The following is a 17185-nucleotide window of genomic DNA, read 5'->3' as shown; positions in this document are numbered from 1 at the left end:
AGTATTGCATAATATTGCAATCATTAATATTCCGGATTTTCAGGATAAAGAAAACCCATGAAACTAATGCTAGTTCCACAGGTTTTCAATCATCATAATTTCTCAGTTTACTTCATCAAACCGACTTCTCTTTTAAATGTCATATCGAACTGACTTCTTCTCTAAGATCATATGTAAGAATATCCTTCAACAAATTATATATACCATATAAACGTTTACTCTGCTTTAAGCCACCTAGCAACTGCTTCTGCTTCCTTGCCTTGAAGGAATCCACCATGCATCTCACGCGTTCCTTCAGTAATGATCAAGTAGATTTCATCCACAGTGTACTTCTCTTTCACATGTATTAGACTAGGATAATCCAAGCGTCCTTCCTTATCATCTCCATGACATAAGGAACAGGATTGCTTATACCAGCGAGCAGCGCTTTCTCGATCATCAATCGTAGACTCTTCTGATTGCTCTTGCTTATTCCCAATCGGCGCTACTCCCGATTGATTTGAAATCACTTCTTGACCATCTCGGAAAACAATTGCAAGGATTGTAACAACTACGACTACTACAGCAATTGCAATCCATATGATTTCTCTTTTTCCAATGGTAATTAGATTAACGCGGTTCATGGAATCACCCTTCATACGAGTTTTGTAAGCTTGTACATTATATGCAGGGTGTGTAGAAATATATTACTTTAAAATTTCAATCGCAGCTTCTGCTATCTTAACAGCCGTTAATCCATACTTTTCTAGTAGTGCATCAGGCGTTCCAGATTCTCCAAAAGTATCTTGCACGCCGATTCGCTTCATTTTAGTTGGTGCGTTTTCTGACAACACTTCCGCAACAGCACTTCCGAGACCGCCTATGATAGAATGCTCTTCTGCCGTGATAATTGCCCTTGTTTCGTTTGCTGCCTTAATGATAATATCTTTGTCGATTGGCTTAATCGTAGCAATGTTAATGACACGAGCAGAAATCCCTTGCTCTTTAAGCTTGTCAGCAGCTTCTAATGCTTTACTCACCATAATCCCAGTAGCAATGATTGTGACATCAGAACCGTCACGCATCTGATGACCTTTACCGATTTCAAACTTGTAATTTTCATCAAAAAGAACTGGAACATTCGGTCTTCCTAAACGGATATAGACAGGCCCGTTGTATTCAGCTGCTTGGAAAATTACTTGCTTCGTCTCTTCTGCATCAGCAGGTACAATTACCGTCATATTCGGTACTGCACGCATGTACGCTATATCTTCAATCGCTTGGTGAGATCCACCATCTTCCCCAACAGTTAAGCCTGCATGGGTTGCTGCAATCTTTACATTTAACTTCGGATAGGCAATCGAGTTACGAACTTGGTCCATAACACGTGCCGTTGCAAATACCGCAAATGTGCTAGCGAAAGGAATCTTCCCTGCCGTAGCAAAACCCGCAGCAGTACCCATCATTCCTTGCTCAGCGATTCCCATATCGAAGAATCTCTCTGGAAACTCCTTCGCAAAATCCGCAGTCTTCGTTGACTTCGATAAGTCCGCATCTAATACCACGATATTTTGATTTATTTTTCCTAATTCTACTAACGCTTTCCCATATGCATCACGAGTTGCAATTTTCGTCATTATTGTGCACCTCCACAAAAATCAGCTATATCCGCTAGATCTGCTAATGCAGTCTCTAGTTGTTCATCACTTGGTGCATTTCCATGCCAGCCCACTTGATTCTCCATGTACGATACACCTTTACCTTTGACTGTCTTCGCAATAATAATCGTCGGTTTGCCTTTCACCGTCTTCGCTTCTTCCACAGCTGCATGAATTTCCTCAATGTTATGTCCATCAATTTCAATCGTGTGCCAGCAGAAGGATTGCCACTTTGCCGCTACGTCACATAAAGACATAACTTCTTCTGTCGGTCCATCAATTTGTAAGCCGTTATAATCTAAGAATGCTGTTACGTTATCTAATTTATAATGGGCAGAAGCCATAGCCGCTTCCCAAATCATACCTTCTTGGATTTCTCCGTCACCCATGACTACGAATACGCGATAGTCCTTCTTGTCCAACTTCCCTGCAAGTGCCATACCATTAGCAGCCGCAAGGCCTTGTCCTAATGATCCAGTGCTCATATCAACACCAGGAGTTCCTTTCATTTCTGGGTGACCTTGCAGCATAGCACCAATTTTTCTAAAGTTTAAAAGCTCTTCACGTGGAAAGAAACCTTTCTCCGCAAGTGCACCGTATAATACTGGGGAAGCATGTCCCTTACTAAGAACAAAACGGTCGCGGTTTGGGTCTTTCGGGTTTTTCGGGTCTACATTCATCGCATGGAAATACAAATATGCCACGATATCCGCAGACGATAGTGATCCCCCTGGATGTCCTGATTTTGCTTTGCATGTCATTGTGCAAATATCTTGACGAATGAGTCTTGCTTTTTCTTGAATAAGAATCAATTGCTCTTTTTGCATAATAATCCCTCCATACATGATTCATTAATGATTCATTAATAATAATTATTAAAGAAGACTCGTGTTCTGTGGTGTTTTTGTCCACTGAACCTTAGTCGCCTTATTTCGAGTAAACTATGTTATCTTCTTGACCCCTCGGAAACCTCTTCCAAGTACCTCTTGTGCAGGAGCAATAATGACAAAAGCATCGGGGTCAACTTCCTTGACCATTTTCTTCAGTGCCGATACTTCTTTCTGTTCCACTACACACATTAAAATCGGGCGGTCAATTCCGGTGAAACCACCTTGGGCGTGAAGCTTTGTCACCCCTCGGTCTAAATCGACTAGGATTGCCTGCTGCAGATCCTCTGATTTCTCCGATATAATGAGAGCGAATTTCTCAAAGCTAAACCCTTCTTGCACTAAGTCAATCGTCTTGCTTGTTACATATAAACTTAAAAGTGCCATGAGACCAAATTCTGCCCCGAAGACAATCGCCGCTGTCACAATGACCATCCCGTCAATAAACAGCATGCAGATTCCAAGGCTTAACCCTGTATACTTATGTACGACTTGAGCGATAAGGTCTGTCCCACCAGTACTTGCGCGAGCCCGGAATACGAAGCCCAAGCCAACACCGACAAGTAACCCCCCATAGAGTGCGGCGAGCAATAAATTATCTGTTAAAGGATCGACCCAATCGGTCGCAAAGATAAATACCGACACAAGCACAAGCCCAATAAAAGATTTTATCCCTGTTTTCGAACCGAGAATCATCGTTCCTATGATAAATACAGGTACATTAATCGCTAGCAGTGACATCCACACAGGGATTCCAGTCACATGGAAAATAATATTGGCGATACCACTAATTCCACCGGATGCAATTTGATTCGGAATCAAGAACCAATTCAGTGCCAGGGCTAAACACAAGCTACCAAAGGATAATAGTACATATTCTTGTAAAGTGTTCTTTAATCCTGCTTCTCTATTTGGCATTATTCTGTCACCTTCAATTTCTGACGAAGCCAAGCATCGATAAACATTTCGATATCGCCATCCATGACTGCTTGCACGTTGCCTACTTCTACATTCGTGCGGTGATCCTTCACCATTGAATACGGGTGGAACACGTAGGATCGTATCTGACTTCCCCAACCATTATCCTTTTGCTCGCCACGAATTGCTAGATTTTCTTGACGCTGTTCCTCTAACTTCTTTTCTAGTAAGCGGCCTTGAAGCATCTTCATAGCAGCCGCTCGATTCTTAATTTGGGAACGCTCGGATTGGCAAGTCACCACTATACCCGATGGCAAGTGAGTGATGCGCACTGCCGAATCTGTCGTGTTGACGTGCTGACCGCCAGCCCCACCAGACCTGTATGTATCAATCTTCAAATCTTCTTCGCGAATTTCAATATCTACATCATTATCTAGCTCTGGCATAATATTGACTGACACAAAGGAAGTGTGCCTACGACCAGATGCATCAAACGGGGAAATTCGCACTAATCGATGCACCCCACGTTCTGAGCTTAAATATCCGTACGCATTATATCCTTTTATCAATAATGTTACACTCTTGACTCCTGCTTCATCCCCTGCAAGGTAATCCAAGGTTTCGACTTGGAAGCCACGCCGTTCCGCCCATCGCGTATATAAGCGTAACAACATTTCGGCCCAGTCCTGCGATTCTGTCCCACCAGCTCCTGGATGAATTTCAAGAATTGCACTATTCTTATCATAAGGACCGTTTAGCATCAATTCTAGTTCAAAAACATTAATTTCTCGTTCTAAGTCATCATAACTTTTCTGTAAATCCGGTAGTAAACTTTCTTCCTTCTCTTCTTCAATCAGTTCGTACAGGGTAGTCATCTCGTCATGGATTCCTTCTAAAACACGAAATCGATCGACAAACTTCTTAATCGCATTGGCTTCATTGATGACCTTTTGCGCTTCCTGTTGGTCATTCCAAAAGTCAGGCTCCCCCATCATGGCATCAAAGCGTTCGATGCGTTGTTCTTTATCTGCTAAGTCAAAGAGACCTCCGAATCTCTTCATAATTCTTCTTCAGCTTCATAATATCTGTCTTAATTTCACTTAATAGCATATGTACATCCCCTACCCTTAACAAACTATTACAAAAAAGAAACTCACAATTCAAGTCACTCTTTAAACCTTCTATAATATCCGTTCCGCTTTATATTATCCCTCAGATTATACCATATGTTAGTATACAATCAGTTATTATATCACAACTCTCTAGGAAATTGACAAACAAATTCTAAGGATAAAATACTTTGTCTATCGAATAATTCGTTTCATCATTTCATCCATTTTTCTATTGTGCATCTAAGTCCCTTAGCATCATATTCCCTGATTTCTTAACAGTGATATCATAGGTCACTTCAATTTGAGGGTACATTTTTTCACACCATATAGCCTCATACTTTCGCCATTCATTTGGCTTTTGGCGGTACATTGCACGGCCAAAACCTGCGGGATCGGTGGTGAACTCCTTAGAGCGTTCAACATATTGTTTCATATCTGATTCGATGATTTTCTTTGCTTTATCCGTCATTTTTTTTATAATTTTTCGCTCTTCCGAGCGTGGAACTTCTTCACGGAAATTGTCCTCACCAAAGCTAACGTCTACTTCTGATTTCACAGTAAATTTTAATTCACCATCTGCTGTAATTTTGGTCTTGGCACTCAGAACCTCAAAGCTTACCTCTTGAACTAATGGATCTTTCTCCTTTGCCGTTTCCGTGATATTCATGGGAATAATGGCTGACTCCACTTCATCACGCAACCATAACAGCCCTCGTGTCTCTTCAGGCGTCAGCTTACCCACCATTTTATTCTCATTAAATAAGGCTGTTCCATGCATTTCATACATGTTAAATCCATTCTCTTGGCGAAGTCTTACGATTGGCAACGATACACACATCCCTGGTGTGCTATTAATTTTTAAAAATTCATGAAGTTTAATCGCAAAAGTCTTAGCATTTGCTTTATAACCCTCCATTAATGGAACAAGAAACATCATTGGAATGGATCTCTCATAAACGTGTTCCGTAAATAGCTTTTTAAACTCCCCTTCTCCAATGGCAATATGCACGTGACGAGAAGTTTCATGATCACGTGCAAAGAATGCGAGCGTCTCTAATAAACCTTCTTCCGCCATTTTTTCACTAACCAACAACACTTGATGATGTCCCCAGAACAGCTTTCTTGGTGAACGCAACGTAACGTCGCGAATCGCATCGAAGATTGTCTTCCCAGTGCCAGTAAATGTTCGATACGCCTTTTCTTGTGGTGCGTCAGCTGCTAATACATCCGGTCTTGCTACTTGAGCTATAAGTTGAACCTCATCATCCTTTACATCAATTCCAGCGCCTATGACAAAGTTAAGTTCATTCATTTCTACGCGGTTCCAACAGCCTGTGATGAACAAACAGCATACAAGCATTACCGCCGTCATGTTTCTTCTCATAGCTTCGCCCCCTGTTTACGCAAATTCGCGACAATGAATAATATTATTGGAAATGCCCCAGCTATGACAAAACCACTAAATCCGTATTGATCTACACGATAGAACTCAAGCAAAACAAGCATATCTGGAAACATTTTGGGAACCAACCAGCCAATCACCAATACCATTCCAACATTCACATATTGATCATAGCTATTTAACCTTTTTATCATATTCAATAGAATTTCTCTGGTGATATAGATAAATGTTGTCGTCCCAAAAAAAATCACAGAAAACCATGCAGCGATTACAACAAATTCTAACCGTTCTACATAGTCACCTAATGAAATGGCTCGTACTAATGTAAACACTGTAAACTGTATTTTCTCCGCCTCAATCGGTCCAAATACCATGACTAATAAACAAGCAGTAACCAATAACAATAGTCCGGCAAATACGTGCGCAAAAAACGGAATTCGCACGGTCCATTGATTTGCTCTAACCATAGGTAAAAATTGCAAAAGCATAATGCTTTCAAAAAATAGTACGGAAGGCACAATAGTACCTACTAATATGGGAGTCCAACCATAATATAGGATGGGTTTAAACTGCGCAAAGTCAAACTCTGGCACTAAAAACACCACCAAGAAAAAATAAGACCCAACTAACGAGATGAATATAAAACCACTAGACCGTAAAATACTTGCGGGCCCTTTATAGAGTGCGTAGAAACATACGAACAAAAAGCTCCACTTAATGACTGGACGCGGTGTCTCAGGAAGAATTACATCTGCTAGATTCGTTACATACGCACACCAATATATAGCCAAAATATAAAAGAATAGTACAAATATAAAATTACCTATTTTCCCAAGATATTTTCCTAACACATGGTCAATAATTTGGCCAATTTTTAATGTAGGAAACATCTTATATAGTTTCACTACAATCCAGAGTTGGATAAAGCTTGCGAAAATAGATAGTAGTACTGCAATCCAAACATCTTGTCTTGTATAACCTGACGTAAGTACAGGCGTTAAACTAATAGCAGCCATAGACCGCACGAGAATGATTAGACAGAACAACTGAAAGTTAGTGATCCATTGGTTCGGTAGAACCATATTTTTATTAGAATCCACTATCCGTAACTCCCTTTCTAGTGAGGGTAATTTCCTTTTTTAGAAAACGGTACTGTTTCAGAAGTTACCTTATTTCTCATCTTATTGATAGCTATATTGAAAGGTTTTTTCGCTTTTGTCTGCCAATTGGCGCGATAAAACCAGTCCTGCAAATGGCTTTTCTTGAACGGGGCTACAGGCTCAAAGTACGGAACCCCAAAGGAGTGCATAGAAGATAAGTGGATTAAGAATAAAAGCGCTACAAAAGTAATGCCAATAAGACCTAGAATCCCGCTAGATAGAAGGATTGCAAATCGAATCAACCGAAAAGCAATAGCTAATCGATAGGATGGAATTACAAAAGAGGCAATCCCCGAGAGCGCAACTACTACCACTAACACAGGTGAAACAATCCCTGCCTCTACTGCCGCTTGACCAATAATTAGCGCCCCTACAATACTAACGGCTTGACCAATCTGCGCTGGTAAACGTATCCCTGCTTCTCGTAAAAATTCGAAAGCGATTTCCATGAAAAACGCTTCGGCAATCGCAGGAAACGGCACACCCTCTCTTGCTCCTGCGAGTTTCAGCGCAAAGCTTGTCGGCAACATTTCCTGATGCATAGATGTTATCGCTACATAAATACCAGGTAAGAATAGAGCAATAAAAAATGTTAGTGCTCGCAAAATACGCAATGCCGAACCATACCAAAAGTTTTCATAATAATCCTCACTTGCCTGCATAAACTGTCCGTACACAACAGGGACAAGTATTACATTTGGGGAACCATCGACTAAAATCGCAATTCTACCTTCCATAATTTCTGCAATTGCTTTGTCAGGTTTCTCTGTGTTTTCAGTTTGTGGGAATGGGGTCCATGGGTGGTCCACAATAAATGCTTCTAAATATCCACTCTCCAGTACACCCTGAATATTAATCATGGATAAACGGTCCCTTAATTCTTGCAAAATTTCCGGATCGCAGATGCCTTTTGCATATGCTAGAACTACCCTTGTCTCTGTCAAGTTCCCAATCGTTTGTTGTTCAAATACTAGGGATGGTGATCGCATTTTCTTACGCAAAAGTGACATATTGACACCAATATCTTCAATGAAACCTTCCCTCGGACCACGGACCTGCTTTTCGCTATCGGGTTCTGTAATTGCCCTGTGTTCGAAATTCGGCAGACGAAGTACCGCAGCTTCAGCTCCTTGCTGTTGAAATACTACAACAGAGCCCTTAATCATTTCACTGCATATGTTCTTCCATTTTTTTTGATACACTATAACCCCTGACGTAAACACTTGATCGAAGTACCCTATATTGGTTAGTTGATTTTTTTGTGTTTCATTATTTATGTGAGGTGCCTCAAGTGCTGTAGACGTTTGTTCTTTTTGATTTTTATTTTGACTTTGAATCAAGCTTTCTTTTTCTTGCATATGTTCTTTTAAAGGAGTAAGCACTGTTCGCTCCATGCGATCCATATCGATAACCGGGTATAAATAGGCAACAAGAAATTGATCACCAACGGGACGGAACACCAAATCGAAGCTACTATGAAATAGCTTCTGGAGCATTTTTTTTACTCTTTTGAGTTGCATTGGCTTTTGAATGTAATTTATCGGTACTGTACGATATAATTTAAAGGGTGATTTTTTCGATGATTGTCCGTTTACCATAAAGTCACCACCAGTGTATGATTCAATTTCCGTTACTAAAATATTCTTCCCCATATAAAAAAAACCATGCGACAAAAATCGGCATGGTTTCTAACATTTCCTATAGATGCATTTTTTTTATATTACGTACTATTTTACGTACCGCAACATTTCTTATACTTTTTACCACTTCCGCATGGGCAGTCATCGTTTCTACCAACTTTATTATCATTCACATAAGGGGTTTTCTTTGGCGCTTCGACACCTTTGTTCGGTTGCCCTAAAGGAGGCTGAGAACCAGCAACATAACCACCTTGGCCATGGGTTGCCACTTGACCTTGCGCTACTTCTACGCGCTCCAATTGATCTTGTGTCTGTACATGGGCCTTCATAATATATGTCGATACTTCCTCTTTAATCGTGTGAATCATAGCCTCGAACATCTCATAGCCTTCAAAGCTATATTCCATGACAGGATCTTTACCACCATACGCACGCAGATGTATCCCTTGACGTAGCATATCCATCGCATCGATGTGATCCATCCACTTACTATCAACGGCACGAAGAACAATAACCTTCTCAAGCTCACGAAGCATTTCAGGACTTAACTCATGCTCTCTAGCATCGTAGAGATTCTCAATCAATTCCTTAAGCATTTCCATGACTTTCTCTGGCTCATGATGAATACGTAATGCATCTAGTTCTTCAATTGTTAACTGACCCGATTTTAAGTAAATACGATTCAACCCATCCAGCAATCCATTCATATCCCAATCTTCTGGTACTTCTTCTGCCGGACAGTAGATTTCAACCAAGCGACTTGACACGTCTTCCATCATCTGAATGACGATATCGCGGATGCTATCATTCTCTAAGACCTCGCGGCGCTGCTTATACATGATTTCACGTTGCTTGTTCATGACATCATCGTATTGCAGGATGTGACGGCGTAACATGAAGTTATTCGTCTCTACTTTTTCTTGTGCTTTCTCAATTGCTCTTGAAAGCATACCAGACTCTAGCGGCTGGTCCTCATCAAAGCCAATTCGATTCATGATAGCAGTAATTGATTCGCCACCGAACAAGCGCATCAAGTCATCTTCTAGAGAAACGTAGAATTGCGAAGAACCAGGGTCCCCTTGACGTCCTGCACGACCACGTAGCTGATTATCAATACGTCTGCTCTCATGGCGTTCTGTGCCGATAATATGAAGTCCGCCAAGTTCAGCAACTCCTTCACCAAGGACGATATCTGTACCACGACCAGCCATGTTCGTAGCAATTGTAACGGCACCACGTTGACCGGCTTTTGATACGATTTCTGCTTCTTGTGCGTGATATTTCGCGTTAAGAACCGTATGTGGTACACCTTTTTTCTGCAATAGCTGAGATAGCATTTCCGAATTCTCAATCGAAATAGTACCTACTAAAGTCGGTTGACCTGTCTGATGACGGCGCACAATTTCTTCGATGACGGCAGATACTTTCCCACGGACTGTCTTATATACAACGTCTGGCATATCCTTACGAATCATCTCGCGGTTCGTAGGAATTGTCACTACATCCAGACCATAGATTTTCATGAATTCTTCTTCTTCTGTTTTCGCAGTACCTGTCATGCCCGCAAGCTTTTGGTACATACGGAAGTAATTCTGGATGGTGATTGTCGCGAGAGTCTTACTTTCCTCGCGAGTTTTCAGTCCTTCTTTTGCCTCAATTGCTTGATGAAGACCATCGCTAAAACGACGCCCTTGCATTAAACGACCCGTGAACTCATCAACAATGATGACTTCGCCATCCTCTACTACATAGTCAACATCGCGTTTCATCAGTACACGAGCTTTCAGCGCTTGTAGTACTTGATGGTTGATTGTAATGTTCTGATCGTCATACAAGTTCTCTAACTTAAAGTGGTTTTCCGCCTTGGCTACACCAGATTCCGTTAAGGTGACTGATTTCGCCTTTTCATCAAGTGTGAAGTCTTCTTCTGTTAACTTTGTAATGAATCGGCTCGCTTGGTGGTAGAAGTCTGTAGACTTTTCTCCTTTCCCAGATATGATAAGCGGTGTTCTCGCTTCATCAATCAGGATACTATCGACCTCGTCAATGATTGCGTAATATAACGGTCGCTGCACTAGCTGCTCCTTATATAACACCATATTATCGCGAAGGTAGTCAAAACCGAATTCGTTGTTCGTACCATAAGTAATATCACAACGGTACGCATCCTGTTTCTCATCATGGGTAAGTCCGTGAACGTTCAGACCTACTGTAAGACCTAGGAATGTATAGATTTGCCCCATCCATTCACTGTCACGTCTAGCCAGGTAGTCGTTGACTGTAATGACGTGAACTCCCTTACCAGTAATTGCATTAAGGTATGTAGGTAAGGTCGCCATTAAGGTTTTACCTTCCCCTGTACGCATCTCGGCAATACGATGCTGATGTAACACAATACCACCAATTAACTGCACGTCAAAATGGCGCATTCCGAGAGCGCGTTTCGATGCTTCACGAACTACAGCGAAGGCTTCCGGTAAAATATCATCTAAGCTTTTACCATTTGTAAACTCATCTTTGAATTGCTGAGTTTTACCACGTAATTGATCATCACTTAATTGCGTAATTGCAGGCTCTAAAGCATTAATCTGATCGACAACTTTATATAGTTTCTTGACTTCTCGTTCATTTCCATCCCCGAATAGTTTCTTCATTAAATCTAATAACACGTATTACCACTCCTATCGTATCTCATCGATACCAAGTAAATAGCGAACCAAATTCCAATTAAAATCACTAATTCAATCGTTACACATTTAGCATCTAATATGACGCATGGATACTAACTAACGTTTCATATGTCACATCATTAAATTATAACTATTCCATCATTTAATTGTAACAGTTTTCCAAAGTGAACACAACATATGGAGAGAACACCAGAAACATAAAGCAGCATGATAGAACAATAAGGAGACTAGAAAAGAAAATAGAAAAGACCTAGAATAACGCTCTAGGTCTGGTTCCTCTATATTCTTCTAAGCATTCTGCTTCTTGATTCCCTTGAATAGTGCCAAGGACAACTCCAAAGTAGAGTATGACTACGTCCGTGTTACGAATAAAATAGACAACTCCTACAGTACTAAGGCCAAGCGTAAAGTATAAGAACAGGCTTGGTATGTAGTACATCTGCCGGAAATTCCAAAACCCAATATGCGTCGAAACCCATAATGAGAAAAACAGGATCGTCAGTAATAGTACTTCCAATTTCGATCCCCTCCGCCATAGTCTGATACTAATATACATATGACATGTGACTAGGTTTCGAAATAGGCAAATGTGGAGTTTTGCTAAATAAATGTTGTTACTAAATCTGAATGAACAATTTTTAGAATTCTGGTTTAATTAAACCATATTGACCGTTGCGACGCTTATACACAACGTTTACTGCATCTTCTTCTGCATTTAAGAACACATAGAAGTCGTGGCCAATCAAGTTCATTTGAAGAATTGCTTCTTCTACTACCATAGGTTTTACACCAAAAGATTTTGTCTTTACTACAGAGAAGTCCTCGTCTTTTTCTTCTTTTTCATCCACAGTAGGAGCAAAATCTTTAAATAGATTACGGATTCCTTGATTTTCAAATCTACGATTCACACGAGTCTTATATTTGCGAATTTGTCGTTCTAACTTTTCCCCGACAAGGTCAATACTTGCATACATATCATTCGATGTTTCTTCAGCACGTATAATCATTCCATTTAGAGGTAACGTTACTTCTACAGTATGATCTGCACGTAATACACGTAATGTTACTTGGACGTCTGTTGCCGGCGGAGTATCAAAATACTTCTCGATGCGGCCCAGTTTCTTCTCTACGTAATCTTTTAATGCGTCTGTAATTTCGACATTGTGTCCTCGAAGGTTATACTTCATAAATAACCCCTCCTAATTTCTGATGAATTCTTGATCTACACAACGTTTAGATTGTGTTGGTACTACCTACTATATTCGTCCTTTTTCTACAAAATCCTCTTTTCCTTTCATCTCCAATGTGCAATGGAAAAGTTTTCTTGTAGTAAAGTTATTGTACTGTATTTTCATCAAAAAGTCTAATCAGGAGAAGTAATTATAGCTACCACTCGTTGTTTCAGTGTGCGCCGAGTTTACATCGTATATATCATCGGATTTTTATATTTTACTTTTTACTCACTGTTATTACAGTACTTTGCTTAAGAAAGCTTGCGTTCTTGGGTTTTTCGGATTTTTGAAAATTTCATCTGGCGTTCCTTGCTCAACCAGAATTCCTTCATCCATAAAAATCACACGGTCACCCACTTCACGAGCAAAGCCCATTTCGTGAGTAACAACAACCATCGTCATGCCTTCTAAAGCTAATTGCTTCATTACACCAAGAACTTCTCCAACCATTTCCGGGTCTAAGGCAGAAGTCGGCTCGTCGAACAGCATTACCTTTGGCTCCATCGCTAACGCGCGGGCAATCGCAACACGTTGCTTCTGACCACCAGAAAGATTGTCAGGGTAAACATGGGCTTTATCTCTAAGCCCTACTTTATCTAGCAATTGGTATGCCTTTTCCTCTGCTTCTTGTTTCGATTTATTCAATAGCTTTCGAGGTGCTAACGTAATATTATCTAAAGTTGTTTTATGCGGGAATAGATTGAATTGCTGGAACACCATCCCCACTTGTCGGCGTACTAGGTTAATATCTGTAATTTTGTCAGCGATATTCGCGCCTTCTACGAACACTTCACCTGAAGTAATGTCTTCTAATAAGTTCAAACAACGAAGGAAGGTACTCTTACCCGATCCACTCGGTCCAATTACAACTACTACTTCTTTTTCCTGTATTTCAGCATCAATGCCTTTTAATACATGTAATTCGCCGAATTTCTTATGCAGATTTCTTACAATAATCATTTCGTTTCCAGCCTCCTTTCTAGATATGCCACTAGATAAGTAAGAGGTAAAGTCAACATTAAGTAAAGCACAGCGACAGGCAAGTACGCTTCCCACGGTTTAAAAGTAGCTGCCATGACCATACGTCCCGCTTGTGTTAAATCGTGAACCGCGATGACAGCCACTAGCGACGAGTCTTTAAGAAGCATAATGAACTCGTTCCCAAACGGCGGAATCATTCGCTTCACTGCTTGCGGTAGAATGATTTCACGCATTGCCATCCAATGGGTCATACCTAGAGATCTTGCAGCTTCCATTTGGCCCTTATCGATGGACTTAATCCCTGCACGGAAAATCTCCGAGATATACGCTGCACTATTGAGTGCTAATGCCACTGAGCCGGAAAAGAAAGGTCCCTGAGACGTTCCAAAAATCATTGGAATTGCAGCTAAGTGAATGACTAATAATTGTACAAAAAGCGGTGTACCGCGGAAAATATTAAGGTATATAGTAGCAGGCCAATTAAATAGAGGATTTTTTGATAATCGCATAAATGCTAAGATTAGACCAAGAATCATCCCAAAGATAATCCCGATTGTAGTTAATTGAACTGTCATTCCAACACCTTTGATAAATAAAGGACTGTAATCTATGACTACATCCCAGTCAAAATCGTACATAGAAAATCGCTTCCTTTCACTTTGACATACTAATTCGTTACATTACGAACGTATAATACCACGCTTGATTATACCTTGAGTTGACAAGCCATGCAATATAAAATGCAGAATTACCATAAAGAAATTGGCATTCGCCAAGCTTTGGTGAAGAGAATACCTTAGTTGCACTTATTTGTGATAAGAATGATATACTTTCTTATAAAAAAGCTTATCAATCTCTTTTCGGAGAAAGATAAGCTTTCTGTGATTATCTATTGAATTGCAATCTTCGAATTACTTACCAAAGTAAGTATTGTAAATTTCTTCGTACTTACCATTGTCCATAATTTTTTGTAAAGATTCATTTAAAAGTTGTTGTAATTCTGTGTTACCTTTTTTCACTAAATAGCCATAGTATTCCGGCTCAAATGCATCATCAGAAACAAACTTAACTTTTGCGTTAGGGTTTGCTTTGATGTACTCTAATACAACTACGTTATCTGCTACAACTGCATCTACTTGACCAATTGTTAACGCTTGAATCGCGAATGGAGTGTTCTCAAAAGGCTTCACGCCAGCATATTCTTTGCCAAATGCACTACGAACTGAAATATCACCCGTTGTTCCTTGTTGAACTCCAATGTTCTTACCTTCTAAGTCAGCTAATGAAGCAATCGTAGAATCTTCAGGTACAAGAATTAACTGTGTTGCTTCGAAATATGCATTTGCAAAATCATATTCCTTTTGGCGCTCTTCTGTAATCGTGATTGCAGAAACTGCCATATCAATTTCACCGTTATTTACAGCTTCAAAAAGACCTTCCCAGCCCTTGTGTTCGATTTGCACTTCAAAGCCACCAGCTTCAGCTACAGCCTTGATTACATCAACGTCAAAACCTACAATATCGCCGTTTGGCATAGTCCATTCAAATGGCTTATATGCAGCGTCAGTTCCAACTTTGAATACCTTCTTACCATCTGCAGGTGCAGTATTGTCTTTAGAACCACAACCAACAGAAACTAGAGCTAAACTTAATACTAAAGTCATTACTACGAAAAGCTTTGTCCACTTTTTCATTTGTATTCTCTCCCCCTGTTTAATAGAAAAATCTTACATACAACATTCTTACACAATATAAATGCAAAACTAGGAATTTCAAAGAAACAAGATGTCCCACTAGTTTTGCAACACTGATAATTATACACACATATGATTGATAATTCAATAGTTGTACTTCACTTTTACTATCGTAAAGAGTAATGTGAAGTAACAAATTCTATCGTCCTAAAGAATTAGGATAGCTATTTAGTGCTTTAGTCCTCTAAAACGGAAAAGTCAAGAGAACGGGTGTTTTAAATTTCTTACATAAAATATTTACTCACAACAAAAACCTTAATTCCATAGTTATTCACAGAGTTATACACATTATCCACAGATTTTAAACTTTTTCATATTGAGGATTGTGGAATGTCATGTGAGAAATTCGCAAGTTATGCACAGGTTTTCCTATAAAAATCGGCACTTATGCACATATAATGTGGATAAGTAGTAATTACTTGAGACATGTGCACATAATGATGCTGTTTACTCATCGCGAGGAGCACAAGATATAAAAAGACGGTATAGTGCGCGTTAAAGCGACTCGTACCGTCTTTTTACTATTTCTTCTTATCGAAGAACGCAGCGTCTGGGGTTGCTTGATAGGGATTCCTACGGGTAACCCGACCGCGCCCGTGTTCGTATAACTCGGAAGACCGTTTGCCTAGCTCTATTTTCTGAAGCTCTTCAGAAGCATCGTGCTTCTGTTTTTCCACAATAGTTTCTATTGCTTTATGCGAATCATATATTTCCTGCAATTTCTTACGCACCAATGAATCGTGTGTTAAGTCACGTTCACTGTTTAATAACTCTTGCATACTGACGAAAAGTGTATTTCGGTGTTCTAGATGTTCGATTAAATGATTTCTTATTAAGATATCATCCTGCTGTAACAGATGGCTCACTTCTAGTAATTCGTCGATAAGCTTAAGCACATTGTTCTTGACTGTATCTTTTGCACCAACCATCAATTATGCCTGCTTTCGTTGCTGTCTTTCAAGCTTAATTGCTTCTTTCCATGTATCATGTAGCTCTTGAGCTAGCCCCAATACTTCATCTACTAATTTAGCTTCTTTCTTGATATTCGCCTCAATAAGTTGATTGAGCATAAAATCATAGAGCTGAGCTAATTGTTTCCCTACTTCATATTCTTGTTTTAACGTATATTTAAGTTCTCTGATAATATTCTGCGAACGAATCAAAGCGTCATTCGCTTCGCGAATGTTTTTTTGCTCAATTGCTACCTTTGCACGTTTGCAAAATTTCAAAATTCCCTCATATAACATCAATGTTAATTCGCCTGGTGTAGCGGTGAAAACCTTATTCTGTGCATATTGTTGGTATGGATTGCTTGTAGCCAAGTGAATCACCCTATCCTAATATAATGTTAATCTATCGCTTTTCGTCTACTAATAAACCTGACATCTCCCAAATCTTAGCTACCATATCGAGTATTTTCTCTGATGGTATCTCCTTAATTACTTCGTCATTTGTCGGATTTACAATTTTCACCATTATCTTCTTGGTTTCTTCGTGAATTGAGTATTCAAATCTAGCATTTTTCCCTTTAAAGCTTTCATTGGCTTTTTCAATGGCTTTAATTAAATCCTCTTCATTTACTTGTTGTTGCATATTTGTACTATTTCCTTGAGCCTCTGCTGTTTTGGAAACATTTTTTTGCTTATCTTGTTCTCGTTGCTCCGATCGCATATGGTTTAAGATATTGATTGTCTTTGGTGGACTAGAATGTGCTGGGTTACTTCTAACAGATGATATTCCGTCAAATCCCATATTATCACCTCTTTTCACAT

17 protein-coding genes are annotated in these 17185 nt (G+C 39.8%); all 17 read right to left on the bottom strand.

The annotated features are described in order from the left end of the window. Positions 1-215: 215 nt before the first annotated feature. A complete protein-coding gene (locus tag BHU72_RS00465) occupies positions 216-623 on the bottom strand; it encodes a c-type cytochrome (protein WP_069700657.1) in 408 nt (135 codons plus the stop codon). Between the two features lie 63 nt (positions 624-686). Then, positions 687-1616 carry a transketolase family protein gene (locus BHU72_RS00460; RefSeq protein ID WP_069700656.1) on the bottom strand — a complete coding sequence of 310 codons (930 nt, stop codon included), beginning with the start codon at positions 1614-1616 and terminating at the stop codon, positions 687-689. Further along, positions 1616-2464 carry a transketolase gene (locus BHU72_RS00455; RefSeq protein ID WP_069700655.1) on the bottom strand — a complete coding sequence of 283 codons (849 nt, stop codon included), beginning with the start codon at positions 2462-2464 and terminating at the stop codon, positions 1616-1618. The genes BHU72_RS00460 and BHU72_RS00455 overlap by 1 nt, the downstream gene beginning before the upstream one ends. A gap of 114 nt (positions 2465-2578) precedes the next feature. After that, on the bottom strand, positions 2579-3442 hold the full coding sequence (locus tag BHU72_RS00450) for a YitT family protein (RefSeq protein ID WP_069700654.1): 864 nt from the start codon (positions 3440-3442) through the stop codon (positions 2579-2581). Next, a protein-coding gene (prfB, locus tag BHU72_RS00445; RefSeq protein WP_245671818.1) for a peptide chain release factor 2 occupies positions 3442-4552 on the bottom strand; the annotation gives its coding sequence in 2 pieces (ribosomal slippage) (positions 3442-4479 and positions 4481-4552; 1110 coding nt in all). The genes BHU72_RS00450 and prfB overlap by 1 nt, the downstream gene beginning before the upstream one ends. A 231-nt stretch (positions 4553-4783) precedes the next feature. After that, positions 4784-5938: a Ger(x)C family spore germination protein gene (locus BHU72_RS00440; RefSeq protein WP_069700653.1), complete on the bottom strand. Its 1155-nt coding sequence runs from the start codon at positions 5936-5938 to the stop codon at positions 4784-4786. Further along, positions 5935-7056, bottom strand: coding sequence for a GerAB/ArcD/ProY family transporter (locus tag BHU72_RS00435; protein WP_069700652.1), 1122 nt, complete (start codon positions 7054-7056; stop codon positions 5935-5937). Before BHU72_RS00435 ends, BHU72_RS00440 begins: the two co-directional genes overlap by 4 nt. Positions 7057-7073: 17 nt before the next feature. Next, a complete protein-coding gene (locus tag BHU72_RS00430) occupies positions 7074-8768 on the bottom strand; it encodes a spore germination protein (protein WP_083248153.1) in 1695 nt (564 codons plus the stop codon). Between the two features lie 80 nt (positions 8769-8848). Beyond that, a complete protein-coding gene (gene secA, locus BHU72_RS00425; protein WP_069700909.1) occupies positions 8849-11410 on the bottom strand; it encodes a preprotein translocase subunit SecA in 2562 nt (853 codons plus the stop codon). Between the two features lie 286 nt (positions 11411-11696). Beyond that, entirely contained in the window at positions 11697-11963 is a 267-nt protein-coding gene (locus BHU72_RS00420) for a hypothetical protein (RefSeq protein WP_069700650.1), read from the bottom strand. A gap of 121 nt (positions 11964-12084) precedes the next feature. Next, positions 12085-12633 (bottom strand): ribosome hibernation-promoting factor, HPF/YfiA family, encoded by a 549-nt coding sequence (gene hpf, locus BHU72_RS00415; RefSeq protein ID WP_069700649.1) that lies wholly within the window; start codon positions 12631-12633, stop codon positions 12085-12087. 282 nt (positions 12634-12915) lie between these two features. Next, positions 12916-13638: an amino acid ABC transporter ATP-binding protein gene (locus BHU72_RS00410; RefSeq protein WP_069700648.1), complete on the bottom strand. Its 723-nt coding sequence runs from the start codon at positions 13636-13638 to the stop codon at positions 12916-12918. Continuing rightward, the gene (locus BHU72_RS00405; RefSeq protein ID WP_069700647.1) at positions 13635-14297 is read right to left on the bottom strand and encodes an amino acid ABC transporter permease; all 663 of its coding nucleotides are present in this window, start codon (positions 14295-14297) and stop codon (positions 13635-13637) included. Before BHU72_RS00405 ends, BHU72_RS00410 begins: the two co-directional genes overlap by 4 nt. 273 nt (positions 14298-14570) lie before the next feature. Beyond that, positions 14571-15353, bottom strand: a complete 783-nt coding sequence (locus BHU72_RS00400; RefSeq protein ID WP_069700646.1) for a basic amino acid ABC transporter substrate-binding protein — start codon at positions 15351-15353, stop codon at positions 14571-14573. A 581-nt stretch (positions 15354-15934) separates the two neighbouring features. Continuing rightward, positions 15935-16345: a hypothetical protein gene (locus BHU72_RS00395; protein WP_176720355.1), complete on the bottom strand. Its 411-nt coding sequence runs from the start codon at positions 16343-16345 to the stop codon at positions 15935-15937. Then, the gene (gene fliS / locus BHU72_RS00390) at positions 16346-16735 is read right to left on the bottom strand and encodes a flagellar export chaperone FliS (RefSeq protein ID WP_069700644.1); all 390 of its coding nucleotides are present in this window, start codon (positions 16733-16735) and stop codon (positions 16346-16348) included. 31 nt (positions 16736-16766) lie between these two features. Next, positions 16767-17165 carry a flagellar protein FlaG gene (locus tag BHU72_RS00385; RefSeq protein ID WP_218076064.1) on the bottom strand — a complete coding sequence of 133 codons (399 nt, stop codon included), beginning with the start codon at positions 17163-17165 and terminating at the stop codon, positions 16767-16769. Positions 17166-17185 lie beyond the last annotated feature (20 nt).

Source organism: Desulfuribacillus stibiiarsenatis (genome assembly GCF_001742305.1).
Lineage (GTDB): Bacteria > Bacillota > Bacilli > Desulfuribacillales > Desulfuribacillaceae > Desulfuribacillus_A > Desulfuribacillus_A stibiiarsenatis.
Note: the sequence above shows the minus strand (reverse complement) of the source record. Positions and strands in the feature narration are given on the sequence as shown.